The 23,566-nt window shown below is 38.9% G+C and carries 22 protein-coding genes; 8 read left to right on the forward strand and 14 right to left on the reverse strand.

From position 1 onward, the window contains the following. Nucleotide 1 precedes the first annotated feature (1 nt). Entirely contained in the window at nt 2–2,326 is a 2,325-nt protein-coding gene (gene metE, locus HC728_RS04730) for a 5-methyltetrahydropteroyltriglutamate--homocysteine S-methyltransferase (protein WP_065598255.1), read from the reverse strand. Between the two features lie 220 nt (nt 2,327–2,546). Here metE and HC728_RS04735 point away from each other — a divergent pair, with 220 nt between their 5' ends. After that, complete coding sequence (locus HC728_RS04735) at nt 2,547–3,458, forward strand: LysR substrate-binding domain-containing protein (protein ID WP_017020106.1); 912 nt, start codon at nt 2,547–2,549, stop codon at nt 3,456–3,458. On the opposite strand, the gene HC728_RS04740 is transcribed toward HC728_RS04735, so the two are convergent. Together HC728_RS04740 and HC728_RS04745 are read right to left on the reverse strand one after the other, a co-directional pair. Further along, nucleotides 3,445–3,639: a DUF4250 domain-containing protein gene (locus HC728_RS04740; RefSeq protein WP_005420090.1), complete on the reverse strand. Its 195-nt coding sequence runs from the start codon at nt 3,637–3,639 to the stop codon at nt 3,445–3,447. The genes HC728_RS04735 and HC728_RS04740 overlap by 14 nt on opposite strands. Nucleotides 3,640–3,706: 67 nt before the next feature. Next, on the reverse strand, nt 3,707–4,414 hold the full coding sequence (locus tag HC728_RS04745; RefSeq protein ID WP_017020105.1) for a hypothetical protein: 708 nt from the start codon (nt 4,412–4,414) through the stop codon (nt 3,707–3,709). Nucleotides 4,415–4,744: 330 nt separating this feature from the next. On the opposite strand from HC728_RS04745, the gene dcuC reads away from it, so the two are divergent. Together dcuC and HC728_RS04755 are read left to right on the forward strand one after the other, a co-directional pair. Next, nucleotides 4,745–6,112, forward strand: coding sequence for an anaerobic C4-dicarboxylate transporter DcuC (gene dcuC / locus HC728_RS04750; protein WP_005420093.1), 1,368 nt, complete (start codon nt 4,745–4,747; stop codon nt 6,110–6,112). 370 nt (nt 6,113–6,482) lie between these two features. Then, on the forward strand, nt 6,483–8,831 hold the full coding sequence (locus tag HC728_RS04755) for a YgiQ family radical SAM protein (RefSeq protein ID WP_190395170.1): 2,349 nt from the start codon (nt 6,483–6,485) through the stop codon (nt 8,829–8,831). 126 nt (nt 8,832–8,957) lie between these two features. Here the strand turns inward: HC728_RS04755 and tyrS are convergent, their stop codons facing one another. After that, nucleotides 8,958–10,238 (reverse strand): tyrosine--tRNA ligase, encoded by a 1,281-nt coding sequence (gene tyrS, locus HC728_RS04760; RefSeq protein WP_017020103.1) that lies wholly within the window; start codon nt 10,236–10,238, stop codon nt 8,958–8,960. Nucleotides 10,239–10,515: 277 nt separating this feature from the next. Here tyrS and HC728_RS04765 point away from each other — a divergent pair, with 277 nt between their 5' ends. Next, a complete protein-coding gene (locus HC728_RS04765) occupies nt 10,516–11,286 on the forward strand; it encodes a phosphoribosylglycinamide formyltransferase (protein ID WP_005420099.1) in 771 nt (256 codons plus the stop codon). 68 nt (nt 11,287–11,354) lie between these two features. On the opposite strand, the gene HC728_RS04770 is transcribed toward HC728_RS04765, so the two are convergent. Beyond that, on the reverse strand, nt 11,355–11,444 hold the full coding sequence (locus tag HC728_RS04770; RefSeq protein ID WP_005420101.1) for a YnhF family membrane protein: 90 nt from the start codon (nt 11,442–11,444) through the stop codon (nt 11,355–11,357). A gap of 196 nt (nt 11,445–11,640) precedes the next feature. Here HC728_RS04770 and HC728_RS04775 point away from each other — a divergent pair, with 196 nt between their 5' ends. From HC728_RS04775 to HC728_RS04790, 4 genes are all read left to right on the forward strand, one after another. Continuing rightward, nucleotides 11,641–12,222: a porin family protein gene (locus tag HC728_RS04775; RefSeq protein ID WP_190395171.1), complete on the forward strand. Its 582-nt coding sequence runs from the start codon at nt 11,641–11,643 to the stop codon at nt 12,220–12,222. A 372-nt stretch (nt 12,223–12,594) separates the two neighbouring features. Continuing rightward, a complete protein-coding gene (locus tag HC728_RS04780) occupies nt 12,595–14,061 on the forward strand; it encodes a sodium-dependent transporter (protein ID WP_190395172.1) in 1,467 nt (488 codons plus the stop codon). Between the two features lies 1 nt (nt 14,062). After that, nucleotides 14,063–14,158, forward strand: coding sequence for a MetS family NSS transporter small subunit (locus tag HC728_RS04785; protein WP_054775339.1), 96 nt, complete (start codon nt 14,063–14,065; stop codon nt 14,156–14,158). Nucleotides 14,159–14,231: 73 nt separating this feature from the next. After that, nucleotides 14,232–14,861, forward strand: coding sequence for a glutathione S-transferase (locus HC728_RS04790; RefSeq protein WP_190395173.1), 630 nt, complete (start codon nt 14,232–14,234; stop codon nt 14,859–14,861). 45 nt (nt 14,862–14,906) lie between these two features. Here the strand turns inward: HC728_RS04790 and ptsG are convergent, their stop codons facing one another. The 9 genes from ptsG to fabG form a co-directional block, all read right to left on the reverse strand. Then, entirely contained in the window at nt 14,907–16,334 is a 1,428-nt protein-coding gene (gene ptsG, locus HC728_RS04795) for a PTS glucose transporter subunit IIBC (RefSeq protein WP_065598249.1), read from the reverse strand. Nucleotides 16,335–16,783: 449 nt separating this feature from the next. Continuing rightward, on the reverse strand, nt 16,784–17,554 hold the full coding sequence (locus HC728_RS04800; RefSeq protein ID WP_065598247.1) for a TatD family hydrolase: 771 nt from the start codon (nt 17,552–17,554) through the stop codon (nt 16,784–16,786). Continuing rightward, nucleotides 17,544–18,527 carry a DNA polymerase III subunit delta' gene (gene holB, locus HC728_RS04805; protein WP_155663284.1) on the reverse strand — a complete coding sequence of 328 codons (984 nt, stop codon included), beginning with the start codon at nt 18,525–18,527 and terminating at the stop codon, nt 17,544–17,546. The genes HC728_RS04800 and holB overlap by 11 nt, the downstream gene beginning before the upstream one ends. Next, nucleotides 18,517–19,149: a dTMP kinase gene (gene tmk, locus HC728_RS04810; protein ID WP_190395174.1), complete on the reverse strand. Its 633-nt coding sequence runs from the start codon at nt 19,147–19,149 to the stop codon at nt 18,517–18,519. Before tmk ends, holB begins: the two co-directional genes overlap by 11 nt. 2 nt (nt 19,150–19,151) lie before the next feature. Further along, nucleotides 19,152–20,162, reverse strand: coding sequence for an endolytic transglycosylase MltG (gene mltG / locus HC728_RS04815; RefSeq protein WP_063669426.1), 1,011 nt, complete (start codon nt 20,160–20,162; stop codon nt 19,152–19,154). Next, a complete protein-coding gene (pabC, locus tag HC728_RS04820) occupies nt 20,156–20,962 on the reverse strand; it encodes an aminodeoxychorismate lyase (protein WP_190395175.1) in 807 nt (268 codons plus the stop codon). The genes mltG and pabC overlap by 7 nt, the downstream gene beginning before the upstream one ends. 112 nt (nt 20,963–21,074) lie before the next feature. Next, nucleotides 21,075–22,319 (reverse strand): beta-ketoacyl-ACP synthase II, encoded by a 1,245-nt coding sequence (gene fabF / locus HC728_RS04825; RefSeq protein ID WP_005420122.1) that lies wholly within the window; start codon nt 22,317–22,319, stop codon nt 21,075–21,077. A gap of 91 nt (nt 22,320–22,410) precedes the next feature. Next, nucleotides 22,411–22,644, reverse strand: a complete 234-nt coding sequence (gene acpP / locus HC728_RS04830) for an acyl carrier protein (protein WP_004737381.1) — start codon at nt 22,642–22,644, stop codon at nt 22,411–22,413. Nucleotides 22,645–22,813: 169 nt separating this feature from the next. Continuing rightward, a complete protein-coding gene (fabG, locus tag HC728_RS04835; protein ID WP_005420124.1) occupies nt 22,814–23,548 on the reverse strand; it encodes a 3-oxoacyl-ACP reductase FabG in 735 nt (244 codons plus the stop codon). Between the last annotated feature and the right edge of the window lie 18 nt (nt 23,549–23,566).

Raw genomic sequence — 23,566 nt, forward strand, 5'->3', positions numbered from 1 at the left:
ATTAAGCCGCGTTTGATTGCCATTTCTTACGCAATATTTTTGCCGCATTCACCATGTTTTCAAGCGCCGCTTCTGTCTCTTTCCAGTTTCGGGTTTTCAGACCACAATCAGGATTAACCCACAAACGCTCTACTGGTATTTTTGCTGCCGCGGTTTCAATGAGGTCAACAATCCACTCTTGGCTTGGAATATTGGGCGAGTGAATATCATACACACCCGGTCCAATTTCATTTGGATAGTTGAAGTCTTCAAACGCTTTCAATAACTCCATATTTGAACGAGAGGTTTCAATCGTAATCACATCCGCATCTAACGCCGCTACTGATTCAATAATTTCATTGAACTCGCTATAACACATGTGAGTATGAATTTGTGTTTCTGATTTAGCACTGGCCGCTGAAATCTTAAAGGCTTCAACTGCCCAATCTAAATACGCTTTTTGATCGCTTTTCTTAATTGGCAACCCTTCACGAATCGCAGGTTCATCAATTTGAATAATATTAATGCCCGCTTGCTGAAGATCAGAAACCTCATCTCGTAATACCAAAGCTAACTGCTGTGCGATTTCTTTACGTGTAATGTCTTCACGAGGGAACGTCCAACCAAGAATAGTTACCGGGCCAGTTAACATTCCTTTCATTTGTTTGGTCGTTAACGATTGAGCGTATTGCGTCCAACTCACTGTAATAGGTGCTTCACGCTCAATATCAGCCACCACGATTGCTGGTTTTACACAACGAGAACCATAACTTTGCACCCAGCCAAATCGTGTTGCTTGAAATCCATTTAGATTCTCAGCGAAATATTCAACCATGTCATTACGCTCAGCCTCACCATGTACCAGCACATCCAGATCCAAACGCTCCTGACGCTCTACTGCATCAGCAATATGCCCTTTCATTGCGGTAACATAATCTTGTTCATTCAACTTACCCGTTCGATATGCACTACGTTGCTGACGAATATCTGAGGTTTGTGGAAAAGAGCCAATCGTGGTGGTTGGTAATAATGGTAAGCCCAGCTTTTCAGCTTGATGCTGTGCTCGAACAGAATATGCTTCTGCACGCTCGGCTAACGCTGGCGTAATAGCAGCTAAACGTTGCTGTACTGCTGGCTTATTAATGTGCTCCGCACTCTCACGCTCACGCAGTGGTTGACTGTATTGATGACAAGCTAAAATCGCATTTTGATTGCCATCTAGCGCATCTGCTAACAGCGTCACTTCTCTTAATTTTTGCTTAGCAAACGCAAACCATTGCAGTGTTTCTTTTGATAGTTCCGTCTCTTGATCTAAATCGACGGGGCTATGCAATAATGAACATGAACTTGCAATCCATAACTTCTCACCCAACGCATCTTTTACTGGCTGCAGTTTTTCATGCAAACGTTCTAAATCAGCACGCCATACATTACGGCCATTAACGGCACCGACGGATAATACCCACTCTTTTGGCAGCGCACTCACAATCGCATCTAACTGGTCAGGAGCCGCAGAAACATCAATATGTAAACCATTTACTGCAAGTTTTGTGATTTTATCTAAATGATGCTCTACGCCGTCAAAATAGGTGGTTAAAAGTAATTTCACATCACTTTGAATCACTTGATAAGCTAATTTAAAAGAGTCCGCCCATGCTTTTGGTAATTCTAATGCGAGAATTGGCTCATCAATTTGAACCCATTCAACCCCTAACGCACTAAGTTTAGAAAAAATAGCTTGATAAGCGGTCAATAGACGAGGCAATAATGATAAACGATCAAATCCTTGTTCAACCTCTTCATCATTCACTTCTTTCCCTAACCAAAGGTAACTAAGTGGGCCTAATAAAACAGGCTTAACGTTATGTCCTTGCTTTTGTGCCTCTGCAATCTCATCAAAAAGTTGTGACCAACTCACATTGAATTTATCGTTTTTAGAAAATTCCGGCACGATGTAGTGATAATTGGTATTAAACCACTTGGTCATATCCGATGCGGCTTCACCACAGCCACAGCTGTTTTGAGATTGACCACGCCCTACTTTAAATAACGTATCTAAATCAGGGAAACCGTTGCTATGACGGGCTGGCACATGCCCTAAGAGTAAACTTGTGGTTAATACATGATCGTACCAAGCAAAATCACCCGCAGTCACAAAATCCAGCCCTGAAGCGGATTGATCTTTCCAGTGACGTTGGCGTAATTCACTGCCTACGGCCAATAGTTCTTTCTGCTCTATCTCGCCACGCCAATATTTTTCCTGAGCAAACTTTAATTCTCGCTGAGCACCAACTCGTGGATAACCTAAAATATGAGTTACGGTTTTTGTCTTCAATTCTGTTGTCATTTGTCTAATTCCTTTAGCCGTTTAGATGGCTAAACAATGACGTTTTTTTTCTAACTGTACAATTTCTAATCTTTCACTTTGATTATGAATTATATTCAACTAAACAAATTTCTATTTAAATCGATTAACTTTATTTAGCCGTCTAGATGTTTACTTTGTAGCCTTTTCACTTTACTGTGAAGATAATTGAACTTACTCAAACGGAACTTGAGGAACAGTAATGATTGAATTAAAACATCTAAAAACCTTAACCACATTGCGTGATACAGGATCGTTAACCGCAACAGCAAACGCTCTTCATCTCACTCAATCAGCGTTATCACATCAGCTTAAAGATTTTGAAACTCGTTTAGGCAGCAGCGTATTTTTACGAAAAACACGTCCAGTAAAGTTCACCTCTGAAGGCGAGATCCTATTAAAACTCGCCGATGATCTTTTACCTAAGTTAGCAAAAGCGGAATATGAAATTGCCAGTTTGAAAGAAGATCTCCATGGACGATTACATATGGCGATTGAATGCCACTCTTGTTTTCAATGGCTAATGCCAGCAATTAAAGAATATCAAATCAGTTGGCCTGAAGTGGAATTGGATTTTTCATCGGGTTTTGGCTTTGAACCACTACCTGCATTAGTTAATGGCGATTTAGATTTGGTGATCACTTCTGATATTCAACCACGCAGTGAAGTGCATTATGAACCATTATTTGATTTTGAGATGCGTTTAGTCATGGCAACCAATCACCCGCTCGCCAATAAAGACAGTATTGAACCAAAAGATTTATTAGATCAAACCATGTTGACTTATCCAGTGCAAAAGCAGCGATTAGATGTCGTTAAGCATTTCTTATCACCCAATCATGTAGAACCTGCAAAATGGAAACAAGCCGAAAACACATTGATGTTAGTACAAATGGTATCAGCAGGTTTAGGAGTAGCAGCTCTACCAAATTGGGCTATCAGTGAGTTTTCACGACAAGGACTAATCGAGAGTAAACCGTTAGGGAAAGGATTGTGGCGAAGATTGTTCGCTGCCGTTAGAGACAGCGAACATGATAAAAAATATTTACAAGCATTTTTCTCTACTGCGAAACAGCAGAGCCAGAGTCATTTAGTTGGGATTAAAATGACTTAAATTGATTTGTTAATGGGTCATACTGGTAACCCAAACTACTGAGCTTGTCTTGAACTCCTTGTGTATCAAGCTCATACATGCTGGATAATTCTTCTAGACTGTGGCATTCCAAGCGCAATTTTTCATTTATGATGCCGAGTAGAATTCCACTTTCTAGGCCATGTGCGTTGCTTAAATCCAATCTATACCCTCCATGTTGCTTAAGAGACAAACTTAGATTAGACCAATTTTCGAACAGAATGTTTGCTCTATCTCACAAAAAACAACTGAAACTGATAATAACCAGAAATAGCCATAATAATGTTCGCTATTAGCAAAAATTGCCACTTGATCGCCTGTTGTTTAAATAAGTGATAAGTCCAAAAACCAATACTTAATAGCATCAAACCTAAAGCAATCGCTAACTTCACTGCCATACGATCTAGAAAGATCTCATGAACACTTAATGTTTGGCAAAGTAAAATCACAGCCATAATGATACCGCCAACGATACCACTAATTGGTAAAATCTTATGGAAGGCTTGTAGACGAGTACGAGCAAGAGTTAAAAGCAGGTGAGCAAATAGAGCACCAAAAATAAATGGACCGATTAACGCATAAAATAATTGAGTAAAGGACCCAGAACCAAGTGCTAAATTAACAAAACTTGCAGCGGCAAAACCATTGGCTAATGCCAAAACAATCAGTGGCCCTTTATCTCGTGTTTTACCCGTTTTTACACTTAAATAAAAACCAGTAATTGCGATTGCAGGAATAAAATTCATTGCAAATATCGGCGCGTAAGTCATACCAAAACCAGCAATCGCACACCAACCTAAAATCAGTGCAGGCAACCACTTATGTACGCGACCACGTTGACCTGGGCAAATATCTCCTTTATGCAAAATGATGGTCAAAATAATTTGAGCACCAAGCAAAGCAGGAATAAGGATATATTGCATAGTTTGAAATAACATAATGAAGTTCTATTTACGGAATTTGAATCAAGCTAGTATAAACGCTATTTTCCCTTCGTCTAGTCACGGTTAAAAAACAACCTATTCTTATTAAGATCTCAAAAATACCTTGCTTAATTTCAAGTTTTTATCCTTTTGTTACAATAAAAATAACAATTATTCATCGCACTATTAACAGAATTGTTTTTTGTTTGTTTTAGATCATATAGATGCAAAGTATCAGATGTGCCACAGATAAAACTTAGGTAAATTTGTGTGATGAAATGTGTAAGAAGATGTTTGTAAATTACACAATTTTTGAATATTTGAAACTTAATAGAGGGAAATTCCATGTTGGAGTTATTAATTGGTTTAGTGATCACCATATTTGTTGGTTACTTTATCGTAAAAGGATATAAAGCTGCAGGCGTATTACTGACAGCGGGTTTAGCACTGCTAATTATTGCAGGTCTTTTAGGTCATTCAGTTCTTCCTGCAAAAGTAACGGCTACAGGTAGCCTATTAACAGATGCGCTTGAGTATGTGAAATACATGCTTCAATACCGTGGCGGCGGCTTAGGTATGCAAATCATGCTTCTTTGTGGTTTTGCCTCTTACATGACTCACATCGGTGCAAATAATGTCGTTGTTAAGCAATTTTCAAAACCATTAGCATTCATTAAATCACCTTACATTCTATTAGTTGCTGCTTACATCGTAGCGTGTCTAATGTCTCTTGCTGTAAGTTCTGCTACAGGCCTTGGTGTTCTATTAATGGCAACCCTATTCCCGATGATGACGGCAATGGGTATCTCACGCCCTGCAGCGGTTGCAGTGTGTGCATCACCAGCAGCAATCATCCTTTCACCTACATCAGGTGATGTAATTGTTGCAGCAGAGAAATCAGGTTTACCTCTTCATGTTTTCGCAGTTGAAACCGTACTTCCTGTATCAATTTGTGCAATCATCGTGATGGCAGCAGCCGCATTCTTCTGGAATAAATACCTTGATAAGAAAGAAAACACACCAATGGAGAAAGTCGATATTTCTGCAATGGAAGTGAACGCACCATCTTACTATGCGATTCTTCCTTTCTTACCAATCGTAGGTGTTTTCTTGTTTAACGGCGAGACAATCCCAGGTCTATCTTTAGATATTTACACTATCGTTGTTGGTTCTATCTTTATTGGTGCGTTAGTTAACTTTACGACCAATAAACTGAACGGTAAAAAAACATTAGAAGATTTAGAATCTTGTTATGAAGGTATGGCTGATGCATTTAAAGGCGTAGTTATGCTATTAGTTGCTGCGGGTGTATTTGCTCAAGGTCTAATGTCTGTTGGCGCAATTGATAACCTACTTCACTTAGCTGATAAAGCCGGTGCGGGTGGTATGGCTCTAATGCTTCTACTAACTGGTTTAACCGTTGCTGCTGCTATCGCAACAGGTTCTGGTAATGCACCTTTCTACGCATTCGTAGAGCTTGCTCCTCAGCTTGCAGGTAAAATGGGTCTTAGCCCTGCATTCCTTATCATTCCAATGCTTCAAGCATCTAACCTTGGTCGTACTATTTCACCAGTATCTGGCGTTATCGTTGCGACATCTGGTATGGCAAAAATCAGCCCATTTGAAGTGGTAAAACGTACATCTGTTCCGGTTATCTGTGGTTTAATCACAGTAATTATCGGTACTATGGTTCTTGTTCCAATGTACGCGTAATGCGTTAAATAGATAACTTATTGAAACGCCAGTAATTCAACGTTACTGGCGTTTTTTTTATCTTTAAGAATAAATAGGCTGGTAGGCATTTTCCTTACAAACAATTTACCTAATGCTCACGCAAATCTTATAAATTAACGATACATTTAGCTTATCAATATTTATAACCATACGGACACATACTAATGATTAAAGATACGGCTATCATTTTCGCACTTTCCTTTTTAGCCATTTCTATCACCTATTTATGTCGTTTATATATGTAGTTCAACGACCACTAAAACTCCCTTACTCATAATGAGGGCTTTCTTTTCTGGTTAATCCCACCTCAAATCGGTATAATTCGGCCTCCAAATTCTGAGGTGAACTAATGCACAACGTAACTCCAATTAATCAATACCCGAAATTCTGGGCAGAATGCTATGGAACGGCTCCGTTTCTACCGACCTCTCGTAAAGAGATGGAGCAATTAGGATGGGATAGCTGCGACATCATTATTGTTACCGGAGATGCGTATGTTGACCATCCAAGTTTTGGTATGGCGATTATTGGACGTTTACTTGAATCTCAAGGTTTCCGTGTTGGTATTATTGCTCAGCCTAAATGGGACAATAAAGATGCGTTCATGAAGCTAGGAAAACCAAATTTATTTTTTGGTATTACTGCTGGCAACATGGATTCAATGATCAACCGCTATACATCAGATAAAAAACTTCGCCACGATGACGCCTATACGCCAAATAACGAAGGCGGAAAGCGCCCTGATCGTGCTGTTCTTGTTTACTCGCAGCGTTGTCGTGAGGCTTTCAAAGACACACCGATTGTTTTAGGCGGTATTGAAGCAAGCTTACGCCGTTTAGCGCACTACGATTACTGGTCTGATAAAGTTCGCCGCTCAGTATTATTTGATGCAAAGGGCGACATTCTTCTTTTTGGTAATGCAGAACGTGCATTAGTGGAAGTTGCTCATCGTCTTGCTAATGGCGAAGACGTAAAAACAATGACAAACATTCGAGGTACCGCAGTGAATTTACCTGCTGAACCTGAAGGCTTTAAGATCATTGATTCATCGCGTATTGAAAAGCCAAGCCAAGCCGTCTTTGTTCCTCAAAACCCTTACGAAACGGAAGAACAATGCGAGAGCAATAAAGCGGATGCTAAAGAAGACAAGCCGCAAGTTATTACCGTTCGTCCATCACGACATGACGCAAAAACGACGGCAGTTCGACTTCCGCCATTTGAAAAGTTAAATAATGACCGTATTCTTTATGCTCATGCTAGCCGTGTTATGCATTTAGAAACCAATCCATACTCTGGACGTGCGCTAATTCAACGCCACGGTGACCGTGAATTATGGGTAAACCAAGCGCCTATTCCACTCACAACAGAAGAGATGGATTTCGTGTTTGATTTGCCTTTTGCTCGTGTTCCTCATCCAATGTACGGAAAAGCAAAAATCCCTGCATACGACATGATTAAAACATCGGTCAATATTATGCGTGGCTGTTTTGGTGGTTGTTCATTCTGTAGTATCACAGAACACGAAGGTCGCATCATTCAAAACCGTTCAAAAGAATCCATTTTGAACGAATTAGAAGAAATTCGCGACAAAGTACCAGGGTTTACCGGTACGATTTCAGATCTTGGTGGCCCAACAGCCAACATGTATCGTTTAGGCTGTTCGGTACCTAAAGCAGAAGCAACGTGTCGTCGCCCATCATGCGTATTTCCTAAGATCTGTGAAAAACTGAATACTGATCATAAACATACGATTGATTTATATCGTGAAGCACGAAAAGTAAAAGGCGTAAAAAAAGTCTTAATCGCATCAGGTGTACGTTATGATTTAGCGATTGAGTCTCCTGAATACGTTCGTGAATTAGTAACGCATCACGTTGGTGGTTATTTAAAAATTGCCCCAGAACATACTGAAAAAGGCCCATTAGATTTAATGATGAAGCCGGGCATGGGAACGTACGATCGTTTTAAAACCATGTTTGAAAAATACAGCCAAGAAGCAGGCAAGAAACAATATTTAATTCCTTACTTCATCTCAGCTCACCCGGGAACAGAAGATGAGGATATGCTTAATCTTGCTCTTTGGCTTAAGAAGAATAATTTTGAATGTGACCAAGTTCAGAACTTCTATCCATCGCCTATGTGTAATGCAACATCAATGTATTATTCAGAAACGAACCCATTAAAACGCGTAAAATACAAAAAGCGCGAAGATGTACCAGTCGCTAAAGGTGAACGTCAACGCCGATTACATAAAGCGTTACTTCGTTATCATGATCCTAAAAACTGGAAGTTAATCCGTGAAACGCTTATCAACATGGGTAAGAAACATTTAATTGGCGATAAGCCGAACTGTCTTGTTCCTGAAGAAGATTTAGATGCTCAAACACCAGCAGAACGTCGTCAAACTGGACGTCATGGTGCCAAACGCTTTGCGACTAAACATACGAAAGGCCAATTTGATGGTGATCCGCGTACGAGCAATAATAACAACCGTAACGGAAAAAATAATCGTAACGGGAATGCACATTCAGAAAAGCCGACATCAAGTGGTAAGAAAAATGGCGTTCGCAACGGTTACTCTAATGGAAAGCCTAATAATAATGGTAAACCAAGCAATAATGGCAAACCAAACGGCAATAAACCGTCAGCAAATAAGCCTTCAGGTTCAGGTCCTAAACGTAAGCCAAAACATCGTTAACGGATAATACCAATCGTAGTAAATATAAAAAAAGCGAACCACAATAATGAGGTTCGCTTTTTTATTATCTAATATATTATGTGATGGACTAGAGTATCACTTATCTACTCCACCACGATTGGATTATTATTTCCAGATGTATAGGTTAAATAGCTTCTTACCACGTTTGATTACGCTGTATTTACCAAACAGTGCATCTTCTTTCTTAAGTACTGCTTCTGTATCAGCTACTTTCTCGCCGTTTACAGACACTGCACCGTTACCGATGAATTCACGCGCCATTTTGTTTGATTTAGCTAGTTCAGATTGAGTTAGAACTTCAACAATCGTTTGTTCAGAAGCTTCTAATTCTGTTGATGGAAGACCATCTAAAGCAAGTTGTGCTAAATCTGTTTCTGTTAGTGAAGAAAGATCACCAGAAAAAAGTGCTTTAGTGATACGTTCAGCAGATGCTAAACCTTCTTCACCGTGAACTAGACGAGTTACTTCACGAGCTAGAATGCCTTGACCTTCAGGACGGCCTTGAACACTCTTATCGCTCTCTTCAATAGCTGCAATCTCTTCTACTGTTAAGAAAGTAAAGAAACGTAGGAAGTTATATACGTCAGCATCCGCAGTACCTAACCAGAATTGGTAGAAAGCGTATGGTGATGTTTTACTTGAGTCTAACCAAATTGTACCTGATTCAGTTTTACCAAACTTAGTACCATCTGATTTTGTTACTAAAGGAAGCGTTAAACCAAATACTTTATTGCGGTTCATACGACGAGTAAGGTCGATACCACCAGTGATGTTACCCCACTGATCTGAGCCACCAATTTGTAATGTACACTCTTTTTCTTTGTTTAATGCTGCAAAATCGTATGATTGAAGTAGCATGTAGCTGAATTCAGTAAATGAAATACCAGAACCTTCACGATCGATACGTTGTTTTACTGATTCTTTTTGGATCATCGCATTTACGCTGAAATGTTTACCCACATCACGCATAAATTCAATTACGTTAATTTGACCGATCCAATCTAAATTGTTTACTACTTCTGCACCGTTTTTCTCTTCTGTAAAATCAACAAAAGCTGAAACTTGTGCTTTAATTTTGTTAACCCAATCGCCAACCACTTCATTCGTATTAAGTTGACGCTCAGCAGCTTTAAAGCTTGGGTCACCGATTAAGCCTGTAGCACCACCAACAAGCGCTAATGGTTTATGACCAGCTTGTTGAAAACGCTTAAGCACTAATAGTGGTACTAGGCTACCAATATGTAAGCTGTCTGCTGTCGGATCGAAGCCACAATAGAGAGTACGACAGTCAGTTGAAAGGTGCTCAGCTAATTCTTCGTCTGCTGTGCACTGTGCAATAAGCCCACGAGCTTTTAAGTCTTGCAATAATTCGTTTGTTGCTGTCATAGATAACCTACTTGTACTCTAAATTTAGGTATAAAAAAGAATACTCGATTTTACACATTTAGCAGCTAAATAACAGAGTTTACGAGTAAAAATACTTCAATAAGTAAATTATCAAATTATTGTCAGGAAAACGTCTTTTGTGACCGTTAGCGCAAACTCGAACAACATTAAATTTCCTGCCTTGAAACTGCTATCTATGCCCATACTTCTTAAGTAGGTGTTGCTAAGATATAGTCCTCTTAGTTGCTATTTCTTTCTACTTCATAAAGGAAACAGAATGAAAAAGTTTGCCCGTGCTGCAGTCTTAATGGTTTTAGTCTTTGGACGACCTCAAGCACAAGCTGCCTCTTTACTTGAACATATAGAGCCAGATTACCAAGAATCCAATCAATCTGAGATCGACCACCATCATGTACTTCACAGCCTAAATGGTCTTCTATCCATTGATAGTTGGAACCATTTCTCGCATCAACCTTACAATGACTTTGATATTTTAAGCTCTAAAGCGCATCAAGCTCAGCATGAGTTAGAAAATATCTGTAAGCAAACCGCTCTTATTTCCAATAGCCAGACTCAATTTGCGGGAGTAAAAAACAACGAGCGAGCAAAAATTAAAATTGAGCAAGAATTAAATGGTCAGGTTAATCAACTGACAGATATCGCAAGAGCGACTGTCGTAGCTGACTCAATTCCTGATTTAGTTACCGCATATGAAGCATTAAATAGAGAAACAACGGTTGTTAGTGTTACTAACCGCTTTTCTCAGCCTGCTAAATCTGGGTACAGAGACATAAAATTATTGGTTGAACTACCTAAAACAAAACTCATTGCAGAAATACAACTTCATTTAAAAGACATTGCAGATGTTAAAAATGGTGTTGAACATAAGATTTACGAAGAAATTCAAAGTATGGAGCGTCTTGCTTTTATCGAAGATCGCGAGTTTACAGAATTTGAAGAAGCTCGATTCACTAAGTTAAGAGGTCTTTCTCAATCTTTATATACCAACGCATGGCAATCTTACCTTCCTATACAAGCTTTTGCATAGAATAAATACTAAAAAGAGCAATAGGCTTAACCTTATTGCTCTTCTTTTCATACTCTCTCATCACTTTCTTACGCCATTAGTACCAGAGCCCCAAAAAAAGCTAATCCTGAAAAAACAGCAATGGTAGTAATAAGAGCAAATTTAAAATCGTGATCCATAACGACTCCTTGTTATTTTAATATACAGACAATTAATAAAAACGATTGCATTATCTGTTTACAAAAAATTAACAGTAATTTGAAGTATCTTCAAGGAATTGATCTTATTCAATCAGCAAGTTGGTATAAGCATCACAATGTCAGCATAATAGATGCAGATTTGTGGTTTTTATGAAAAGGAATTCTAGGAGAAAACATGAAGCGTCTATCACTATTAGGGTTGTTAATATTAACCCCTTTACCCTCTCTCGCCCAAATACATATAACTCCTTCAGTTGGGTATGCTTCAGGTGGTGAAATTGAAGACACCGAAGGAGAAGTATACGAATTAAAAGGAAATACCGCCTATTCATTAGCTATTGAAACGGATTACGATGCTGGCCGTATCGGCTTATTTTATAGTAATCAGACAAATGATATTGAAGATATTAATCAAAGTTCCAATATGCACTATCTTCACTTTCAAAGTGCGCTAGATTACCAATTAACTAAGAATATCAGTTCGTTTTTTGGATTAAGTATTGGTGGTACGTATGCGGATGTTGATTGGATAGATGAAAACATTCGATTTTCAGCTGGTGCTTTTGGTGGTTTCCAATATCACTTTACTGATAATTTTGCATTACAACTAGAAGGACGCTGGCTAGGTACCTCTGTTGATAGCAACTTTGACAGCAGTTGTGTTTCTACACCGAATAAAAACTCTTGTACGATTAAATATGAGGGAAGCTGGGTCAATCAATTACAAGCGAATCTAGGACTCAGATTCAGTTTTTAATCCCACTTTATTTATGAAAAGAAAGGTTAGGCATTTTCAAAAACAATGAAAATGCCTAAATTTACAACACTTAATCATTATTTTATAAATAACACAATTGATTATGCAACCTTTATTTAACAATAAATAGCCCCGCATAGCCACTCATCACCAATAACCATATCTAATAAAACCTCATAAATCAGAATAAAACACTATTTGAAACATATAAACCTACCTTTTTGTCATATTGCGTTAACATATATAAATAGGTAATCTGACTTTAATGCTTAGGGAATACATCCAATTTAAGCAAAATCAATTTGAATTTATTAGAGAATGATACCAATTAAGCTTCAATTCTCAGGGAAAAGTTTTTTAAAGGAGTAATTTATGAAGCGTGAACAATGGGGTTCTCGTGCAGGATTTATTCTTGCAGCAGTAGGATCTGCTATCGGTTTAGGTAATATCTGGCGCTTTCCATATATGGCATATGAAAATGGTGGCGGTGCTTTTTTCATTCCTTATTTATTTGCCATGATCACTGCTGGTATTCCATTTATGATCATGGAATTTGGTATGGGTCATAAATATAGAGGGTCAGCACCACGTACCTTTGCCAAGCTCAACCAAAAATATGAATGGTTAGGTTGGTTTCAAGTCATGATCGCAGCCGTTATCGCCGTTTATTATGTTGCTGTTATTGGCTGGGCAATCTCTTATTTCAGTATGTCTTTCTCACAGAGTTGGGGACAAGATACTAATGCATATTTTTTCAGTGAATATCTACAATTAGGTGACAACTCGCCAAGTAAGCTAGGTAGCATTCAATGGCATATCGCTATTCCTATGCTTTTTGCTTGGGCAATTACTTTTGCAGCCATTTTTGGTGGAGTGAAAAGTGGTATTGAACGAGCAAGCAAAATTATGATGCCTTTACTGTTTATTATGGTTATTGCTCTTATTGGTCGTATGGTTTTCTTACCTGGCGCATTGGATGGCCTGAACTACTTATTCCAACCAGATTTTAGTAAAATTACGGATCCAAAAGTTTGGTCTGCGGCATACGGACAAATCTTCTTTACTCTAAGTGTTGGCTTCGCCATCATGCTTGCTTATTCAAGCTACCTTCCTGAAAAATCAGATGTTAATAACAACGCCTTTATGACGGTACTAATTAACTGTGGCTTTTCTATTATTGCAGGTATTCTTATCTTCTCTGTTCTTGGTTACATGGCTCAAGAACAAGGAAAACCATTAACTGAAGTCGTTAGTGCGGGCGTTGGTTTGGCATTTGTTACTATTCCTGCTGCAATTAACTTACTGCCAATACCTTATATTTTAGGCCCACTATTCTTCTTAGCACTTGTTGTGGCAGGGTTAAGCTCTCACATCTCTATTATTGAAGCCGTTACCTCTGCATTTATCGATAAGCTGAATTGGTCTCGTAGAAAAGCAGCTTCTGTTGTTTGTGGTTCTGGTTTAATTATTTCAATGGCATTTGCGACAAATGGGGGTCTACTGCTGTTGGATCTTGTTGATTATTTCATTAACAACATCGCTCTGCTTGCAAGCTGCTTAATTGAACTACTTGTTATGGGCTGGCTAGTAAAACTTGCAGATATTCGTTCACACGTAAATGCTGTATCAGAATTTACAGTTGGTAAATGGTTTGAAATTTGCCTACGATTCGTAAGCCCTGCTTTCTTAGTCGTTATCCTAGGCACCAATATTATTAATACGCTAACTGATGGTTATGGTGGTTATGCACAATCAGATTTACTACTACTAGGCTGGGGCTTAATTGCAGCAATGCTAGTTGTCGGTATTATTATTAATAAATCAAGCAAGGAGGCTTAATATGGAAACGGGTGCAATCATTATGATGATTATTGGTTTAGGGATTACTTGGGGGGGCGCAGCCTTCTGTATTCGTAAAGCAATGAACGGTAACTAGAGACTAGAAAATGCTAACCTTAAGCAGATCTTCGGATCTGCTTTTTTATACTGCTCTGATAATGGGTTAAATCATGAATACACTCTACTCTTTTCGACGTTGCCCTTATGCCATGCGCGCACGACTTGGCATAGTTCAATCAAACAAAACCGTGCATCTTCGAGAAATTATATTAAAAAACAAACCTGAATCTATGCTTCAAGCCTCACCTAAAGGCACTGTACCTGTTTTAATTAACAATAAGGGTAAAGTTATTGATGAGAGCTTAGATATTATGAAATGGGCGTTAGAAGGCTCTGAGCTATTGCAATCAACAACAAGCGAGATGTTTCAATTGATTCGAGAGAACGATGATATTTTCAAAAGTTGGTTAGATAAATATAAGTACGCTGATCGCTACCCTGAATATTCTGAAATTTACTACCGAGAACAAGGTGAGCTGTTTTTAAATAAATTAGAACAAAGACTAACGACTTCACCGATGCTTTTCTCTAAACAATACAGCTTTGCAGATTTAGCGATTCTTCCATTTATTCGTCAATTTGCTTTTGTTGATATTCATTGGTTTCGCCAAAGTAAATACAAAAATTTACAGCGTTGGTTATTTGAGTTTATAGAATCAGAGCTGTTTAATTCAATAATGAATAAATACTCTGCATGGTTAGATTCACACCAAGAATTTATCTTCCCAGAACAAAAATAAAAAAAGGAGACCAATTGGCCTCCTTTTTATTCTTTCAATGATGAATTAGTTGTTGCTAATCCACTCATTCATGTCTGTTTTAAGGTTATCAGACTTAGTACCGAAGATAGCTTGTACACCAGAACCAGCTACAACAACACCAGCAGCGCCAAGTTGTTTTAGTTTATCTTGGTTTACAGCTTCAACATTCGCTACAGAAACACGTAGACGAGTGATACAAGCATCAAGGTTAGTGATGTTCTCTTTACCACCGAATGCAGCAACTAGTTCACCAGCTAGTTCAGAACCAGTTACTTTAGTAGCAGTATCATCTTCATCTTCACGACCAGGTGTTTTTAGGTTCATTGCTTTAATTACAGCGCGGAATACTACGTAGTAAACAACAGCGTAAACAAGACCAAGACCAACAAGAAGAAGCATATTCTCAGCACGTGGAGATTGAACAACGAAGTCAATGAAACCATTTGAGAACGTGTGACCGTGAACGATGCCTAGTGCGTTAGTTAGCATGTATGCAACACCAGCTAATACAGCGTGGATAGCGTACAGTACAGGAGCAACGAATAGGAATGCGAATTCGATTGGTTCAGTAATACCTGTTAGGAATGAAGTTAACGCAGCAGATGCCATGATACCCATTACTTTAGCGCGGTTTTCAGGTTTTGCTGAGTGTGCAATTGCGATTGCAGCAGCAGGAAGACCGAACATTTTGAATAAGTAACCACCAGCTAGTTGACCGAAACCGTTACCTGCTGCACGAGATGCGTCATCAGCAGTTAGGAAACAAGTCATGATACCATTTACGTGTTCACCAGCATTGTTCACACAAGAACCAGCTTCGTAGAAGAACGGTACGTTCCAGATATGGTGTAGACCAAAAGGAATTAAAGAACGTTCAATAACACCGTAGATACCGAATGCAGCTACTGGGTTTTGATGTGCAGCCCAGTCAGAGAATGCTGCAATAGCACTACCGATTGGAGGCCATACAACTGATAGGATAAGACCTAGAGCGATAGATGCAAAACCAGTTACGATTGGCACAGCACGCTTACCAGCGAAGAAACCTAAGTATTCAGGAAGTTGAATACGGTAGAACTTGTTGAATGCCCAACCAGCAACACCACCAGCTAAGATACCACCAAGAACACCAGTCTCAATGCCATCAACACCCATTACAGTTGCCATTACTTTTAATGTAGCAACCATGATGCCATAACCAACAACAGCAGCTAGACCAGCAACGCCATCATTGTTTGTAAAACCAAGTGCAGTACCAACAGCAAATAGCAGAGCCATTTGACCGAATACTGAACCACCAGCTTGTTCCATTAAGTGAGAAACCACTTCTGGAAGGAAACTAAAGTTGGCTGCACCAACCCCTAAAAGAATACCAGCAACAGGAAGAACTGATACAGGCAGCATTAGCGCCTTACCGACTTTCTGTAGACTAGCAAAAAGGTGTTTAAACATGTTTTGCTCCTAATATTTATAACTACAATTTGGATTTAATTATCTACTTATTAATTACGGCAATATCCCCCTTGCCTTTGATGCAATTAATAAATTGTAAATAATCGTATCTCAAATCAAACTGCGCTAAATATAGACCTATGCAAAACCAGTTTCTAGCATGTTTTCATTTATTGTTTTAAAACCCTGCAGTGATCACAAAAGCAAGGCTTAGAAATTTCTTCCAGAAAAAACAAATTTAAACTCAAGATGTTGATTTAAAAGATATTATGTTGAAAAAATCAAAAACTGAAATGTTATTTTTAGCAACAAAAATAGATAGTACAAATATAATACAAACGTAAACGTTTACGTATCGTGATCGGTATAAAAAACAGGGTTAAATCCGTAAAACAAAAAAAAAGGAGACCTAAGCCTCCTTTATCGATTACTTTACAACCAATATCTAATTATTTGTTCAAAAAAAGATTTTTGAAATTAGTGGTGGTAGTTTGTGCTACTTCTTCGACACTTTTCCCTTTAAGTAAGGCAATATATGCTGCCACTTCTTTCACGTATGCAGGTTGATTTTCCTTTCCGCGAAAAGGTACAGGAGCTAAATAAGGAGAGTCGGTTTCAACTAATAAACGCTCAAGAGGAAGACGACGAACCACATCTTTCAGCTCGGATGCTTTATTAAAAGTAACAATCCCTGAAATTGAAATGTAAAAACCAAGTTCCATCGCAGCTTCAGCAAAAGCCCAATCTTCAGTAAAGCAGTGAATCACCCCACCACATTTATCTGCTTTACCATTTTTTAGAATGGCTAGAGTGTCTTCTCTTGCTTGTCTAGTATGAATAATTAGAGGCTTATTATACTCAACAGCAACCTCAACTTGTTGCTCAAATAGCTCTCTCTGACGCGGCGCACTTTCTGGTTGATAAAAATAATCTAGCCCCGTTTCACCAATGGCTACCACACGTTCATGTGCTGCGTATTGACGAAAGAGTGATAAATCAAATGCAGAATCCACATCCAATGGATGAATACCACAAGATGCATGAACTTCTGGGTGTTGTGCTATCATGTTCATCATATTTGGAAAGGCATCTAAGGTAACACCTACAGTTAAAAACTGCTCGACTCCTTGTTTCTTCGCTTTATCAAGTACATCAGCAACATTTACGTGTAAGTCATCATAATTTAATTTATCTAAATGACAGTGTGAATCAATTAACACTCAACTCTCCAGTAAACTCAAACATCCATTGAGTTAGTAGTAATTCTTTATTTAAACCAGGGAAACTATCCAATTGCTCTTGTAACGAATTCAGTGCAATGTATTGCTTATAGACCACATTACTCGATAATGTTTTCGCTAAGCTTTCTATGAGCTTTATTTCGTCACAATGAACCCAAGGCTGCATTACTCCCATCTGTCTCTTCTGAATATCAGCAAGTAAGTAACTTAGCCAAGTTAAGCCTTCACTTTCAAGTTTTAGAACAGTTTTAACTACATCAGCAGTCTGGCAAAAATCACTTTTCACACTGGATTCAAAGTCTGAAAGTAGCTGTTTATGTAATGCTTGTTTCTTATCTTGATAAAAGCTTTTCACTGCTAATGGGAGTGAGTCATTCAAAGCAATAGACTGCATTGATACTGAAAGGTTTTCAGTTTCTCTAAGCCAGATTGTGATAGATTCAGCATCAATTTTCGATTGATGCCATACCTGACAACGACTACGTATTGTTGGTAATAACTGATGAGGAGAATCGGCCAACAATACAAATTGACAATTTTTCGGTGGTGCTTCTAATGTCTTAAGTAATGCATTAGCTGCAGATTCTGTCATTTTTTCTGCAGGATCAATGATGATCACACGCTTAGCGTTGAATTGTGAGGACTCTAAAGCCCATGAATTACATTGGCGTATTTGTTCCACTGAAATAGACTTACCTTCAGTTTCTGGCTTTATCCAATGCAGATCAGGGTGTGTTTGTGATTTAATTAACTCGCAACTATGACAAAAACCACAAGGTTCAATACCTTGCGTTAAACACAATAGCGTATCAGCAAAATACTGAACTAATGCTTCTCGTCCTGCCCCTACAGGCATGGCACACAATATGGCATGAGGAAGTCGATCTGCCTGAATCAACTGCTGCCATTGTTGCCACAAACTTTCCTGCCATGGATAAAGTTTAGTTGCCATTCTTAACTAGCCAAGCTTCTAAAGCGGTAATAATTGAATTTGTCACGGTTTCTAAATCTTGTCCCGCATCAATAGTAATAATACTTTCATCACTATTTGCAAATTCTAAATAACGTTCGCGACTTCTTTCAAAAAAATCTAGTTTCATTTGTTCAATTCTATCAAGCTCACCGCGAGCAGATGCTCTCTGTAAACCTAGTTTAGGGTCAATATCCATGTAAATAGTTAAATCAGGCTTAAAATCACCTAATACTGTATTTCTCATGGTCATCATTAACTCATGATCAAATCCACGACCACCACCTTGGTATGCTTGTGAAGATAAATCATGACGATCACCAACAACCCATTCACCTCTTGCAAGAGCAGGCTTAATCACGTTACCTACTAACTGAGCACGTGCAGCATAAAGAAGAAGCAATTCAGCCATATCCGTTAGTGGCTCATCAGGATGACCTTGTTTAACCAGTTCACGCATTTTCTCAGCAAGAGGGGTTCCTCCTGGCTCACGCGTTGTAACTGGTGACGTAATACCGTGTTTTGCCAATGTAGCTAGTACGTTCTTAATTGCTGTACTTTTACCTGCGCCTTCTAGGCCTTCGATTACAATAAATTTAGACATGATTAATTTCTTAAGGTTCTTAAGTAAGCTCTAACCGCTTTGTTATGCTCAACTAGTGATTTAGTGAATTTATGACCGCCAGTACCATCAGCGACAAAATATAAGTATCGGCTTGTTTCAGGATGAAGAGCTGCTTTTATTGAAGCAGGACCAGCCATAGCAATCGGCGTTGGCGGTAATCCATTAATAGTATAAGTATTATAAGCCGTAGGTGTTCGTAGATCTTTCTTACGAATATTACCGTCGTATTTGTCACCCATACCATAGATAACTGTCGGATCAGTTTGTAAACGCATACCACGCTTTAAGCGGTTAACAAACACAGATGAAACTCGCTCTCTCTCAGAGTCAATTGCCGTCTCTTTTTCAATAATAGACGCTAGAATTAATGCTTCATAAGAAGATTTTAACGGTAAGTTAGCTGACTTTGTTTTCCATTCTGCATCTAATAATGTTGTTAATGCTTTATGAGAGCGTTCCAAAATATCAAAATCACTCATACCTGCGGTGTAATGGTATGTTTCAGCTAAAAATAAGCCTTCCAATTTAGTTCGTTCAATACCCAACTTGTTTGCAATTTCTTTTTCTGACATTCCTTCAAGCTCATGCTCTAGATAAGGAGCTTGTTCTAACTGTTGTTGCCATTCAGAAAAACGACTTCCTTCTACAAAAGTAATTGAGAATTGATGTTCTTTACCTGTTTTTAGCTGAGTTAACACATCTGCAAGTGTTTGGTTTGGTTCAACCCAATAAGTACCGGCTTTAATATTTGTTAGCTGAGGTGATACTTTATGAGTAAACCGTGCCCATTTAGCATCAGATATCCATTTATTTTCTTCAAATTGACGGATAAGTTTTCGATAACTTGTCCCTGGTTTTACTTCAACAAGTTGAGCGTTCTCTAGCATTACAGGTTGTTGTGTAAAATTGATTGCCTGCTGATAAGCCCAAAAGCCCGCACCAAGTGCAGCGACTGCTAAAAATAAAATAATGATAATTAGTTTTTTCAACACGAGTACAGTTTCTCCTGAAACCAATGAGTTAATGTATGTTTGGTAAAATGAATTTCTTTGATCTTATTTATCGGTACAACTTCAAATAAGGAGTTAGTGATAAAAACTTCATCTGCATTTGCAAGCGTATCAATATTACAATGTACTGATTCTATGTCGATATGATGACTCTTAGCAATTTCACTAATGTGCGTCTTCATCACCCCTTCAACACCTGCTAATGATAAATTAGGGGTAAATATTCTATCACCCTTAACCCAAAAAATGTTTCCTATCGACGTCTCAACGATGTTGTTATTAATATCGAGAACAATGACATCTAAGTAATCTGTTTTCTTCACTGATTGTTTTATTAGCACTTGCTCTAGGCGGTTTAGATGTTTCATTCCAGCTAAGAGCGGATTGAGTCCTAGATGAATATCGGATATTCCTAAATCTATGCCTTTTTGTTGCCATTCTTGATATTCAACAGGCTGTGTAAAAGTAGACACAATCACTTGCGTGTTTGTACATCCTTCTGGAGAGTAACCTCGCCCACCACTTCCTCTTGTTATTAAGATTTTAATGCCACCATTCATTACTTTAGAAGCAAGTCCAGTCATTTGCTCTTCAAGTACACACCAATCTGGCTCCGTTATACCTAAACGTTCTGCTGAGGTTTTAAGTCGAATTAAGTGCAGTTTCCACAAACAAATCTTCTTATTTAATACCTTCATGGTAGTAAAAAAACCATCACCATACTGAGTTGCTCTATCACTGATTGGAAGTAATTCAGATTCCATTCCATTAACCCAAAACATGACAACTCCTAACCAACAGACTAATAAATAAAAAGGCGGTTTGATATAATATCAAACCGCCTTTAAAGTGTAACTGACTCTTGGAAACTAGTTAAGCTTCACAAACAAGTTATTACATTTTCTTGAAGATTAGTGAACCGTTTGTACCACCAAAACCGAATGAGTTACAGATTGCGTATTCCATATCTGTTACTTTACGAGCTGTGTGTGGAACAAGGTCAATATCTAAACCTTCTTCAGGATCATCAAGGTTGATTGTTGGTGGAACGATTTGATCAACCAAAGACATCGCTGTGATGATTGCTTCAACAGAGCCTGCAGCACCTAAAAGGTGACCAGTCATTGATTTTGTTGAAGATACTAAAACTTGCTTAGAGCCAGCTTCACCAAGAGCACGTTTAATGCCTTTAATTTCAGCTACATCACCAGCAGGAGTAGACGTACCGTGTGCATTTACGTAACCGATTTGTTCACCTGTTACGCCAGCATCACGCATCGCAGCTTCCATAGCTAACGCACCACCAGAACCATCTGGCGTTGGCGAAGTCATATGGTAAGCATCACCACTCATACCAAAACCTACAAGTTCACAGTAGATCTTAGCACCACGAGCTTTAGCGTGTTCATACTCTTCAAGAACCATCATGCCAGCACCATCACCTAGAACAAAACCATCACGGTTTTTGTCCCAAGGACGAGATGCGCCTTGAGGGTTTTCATTATTTGTAGATAGTGCTTTTGCTGCACCAAAACCACCCATACCTAGCTCTGTAGATGCTTTCTCTGCACCACCAGCTAGCATTGCATCAGCATCACCATAAGCGATCATACGTGCAGCATGACCAATATTATGAAGACCTGTAGTACAAGCAGTTGAAATTGCGATATTTGGACCACGTAAACCACGAATAATCGACATATGACCTGCGATCATATTAACGATGGTAGAAGGCACGAAAAACGGGCTGATCTTACGAGGACCTTTTTCACTGAATGCTTTGTAGCCAGCTTCAATTAAGCCAAGGCCACCAATACCTGAACCAATTGCAGCACCGATACGATGAGCATTTTCTTCAGTAACTTTAAAACCCGAGTCATCTAATGCCTGAATGCCAGCAGCTACGCCGTATTGGATAAATAAATCCATCTTACGAGCGTCTTTCTTAGACATGTACTCTTCAGCATTAAAGTCTTGAACTAGACCTGCAAAACGAGTAGTAAACTCAGTGGTGTCAAAGTGTTCGATATTAACGATACCGCTTTGGCCTGCTAACAGCGCTTTCCAAGATGCTTCAACAGTGTTACCCACCGGTGTTAGCATACCCATGCCTGTAACAACTACACGACGTTTGGACACGATATATTTCTCCGGAATTAATTGAAATTAGATAGGGATTTGTTGCGTATAAAAACTCAGGCGGTCAAGATGACCGCCTGGAGGGTATTTCTTACTGTGCGCTAGTTACGTAGTCGATAGCAGCTTGAACAGTAGTGATCTTCTCAGCTTCTTCATCTGGAATCTCAGTATCAAACTCTTCTTCTAGAGCCATTACTAGCTCAACTGTGTCTAGTGAGTCTGCACCTAGGTCATCAACAAATGATGCTTCGTTTTTAACTTCAGCTTCATCCACACCTAGTTGTTCAACGATGATTTTCTTTACGCGTTCTTCAAGATTACTCATTTTTTATTTTCCTAATTACAGATTCGCTGATTTGCGATACTTGCTGTATTTTATTCATTAATAAGAAAGTTGCAAGGCCAACATTGCTGGTCAAACCACGATTTTCGTGATTTTTAGTGCAATTTTGACTCAGAATTGACCTAAGTCACCCTTAAATCAATTCTATGAATTAAACCATGTACATGCCGCCATTTACGTGCAGTGTTTCGCCCGTAATGTATGCCGCTTCCGGAGAAGCCAAAAATACCACCGCTGATGCGATTTCTTTTGGATCACCTAGACGTCCAGCTGGTACCGCTGATAGTGTTGCAGCTCGTTGGTCATCATTCAAGGCTTTTGTCATATCTGTTTCAATAAAACCTGGTGCAACAGTATTTACTGTTACGCCACGTGAAGCAACTTCACGAGCCATAGACTTAGTAAAACCAATTACGCCTGCTTTTGCAGCTGCATAGTTAGTTTGACCAGCGTTACCCATTGTACCAACAACAGAACCAACGTTAATGATACGACCGTTACGCTTCTTCATCATGCCACGAAGAACCGCTTTTGATAAACGGAAAATAGACGTTAAGTTAGTATCCATGATATCTGTCCACTCATCGTCTTTCATACGCATAAGTAGGTTATCACGAGTAATACCCGCATTGTTTACTAAGATATCAATCGCACCAAACTCATCGTTAATGCTTTTTAGTACAGACTCAATCGACTCTACATCAGTTACATTTAAAGCAAGACCTTTACCATTCTCACCTAGGTATTCACTGATTGCTGCAGCGCCACCTTCAGACGTTGCTGTACCAATCACTGTTGCGCCACGAGATACAAGTAGTTCAGCGATTGAACGACCAATACCACGGCTTGCACCAGTAACTAAGGCAATTTTGCCTTCTAGATTCATCATTTTATTTTCCCTTTA

Source organism: Aliivibrio sp. S10_S31 (assembly GCF_014694495.1).
Taxonomy (GTDB): domain Bacteria; phylum Pseudomonadota; class Gammaproteobacteria; order Enterobacterales; family Vibrionaceae; genus Aliivibrio; species Aliivibrio fischeri.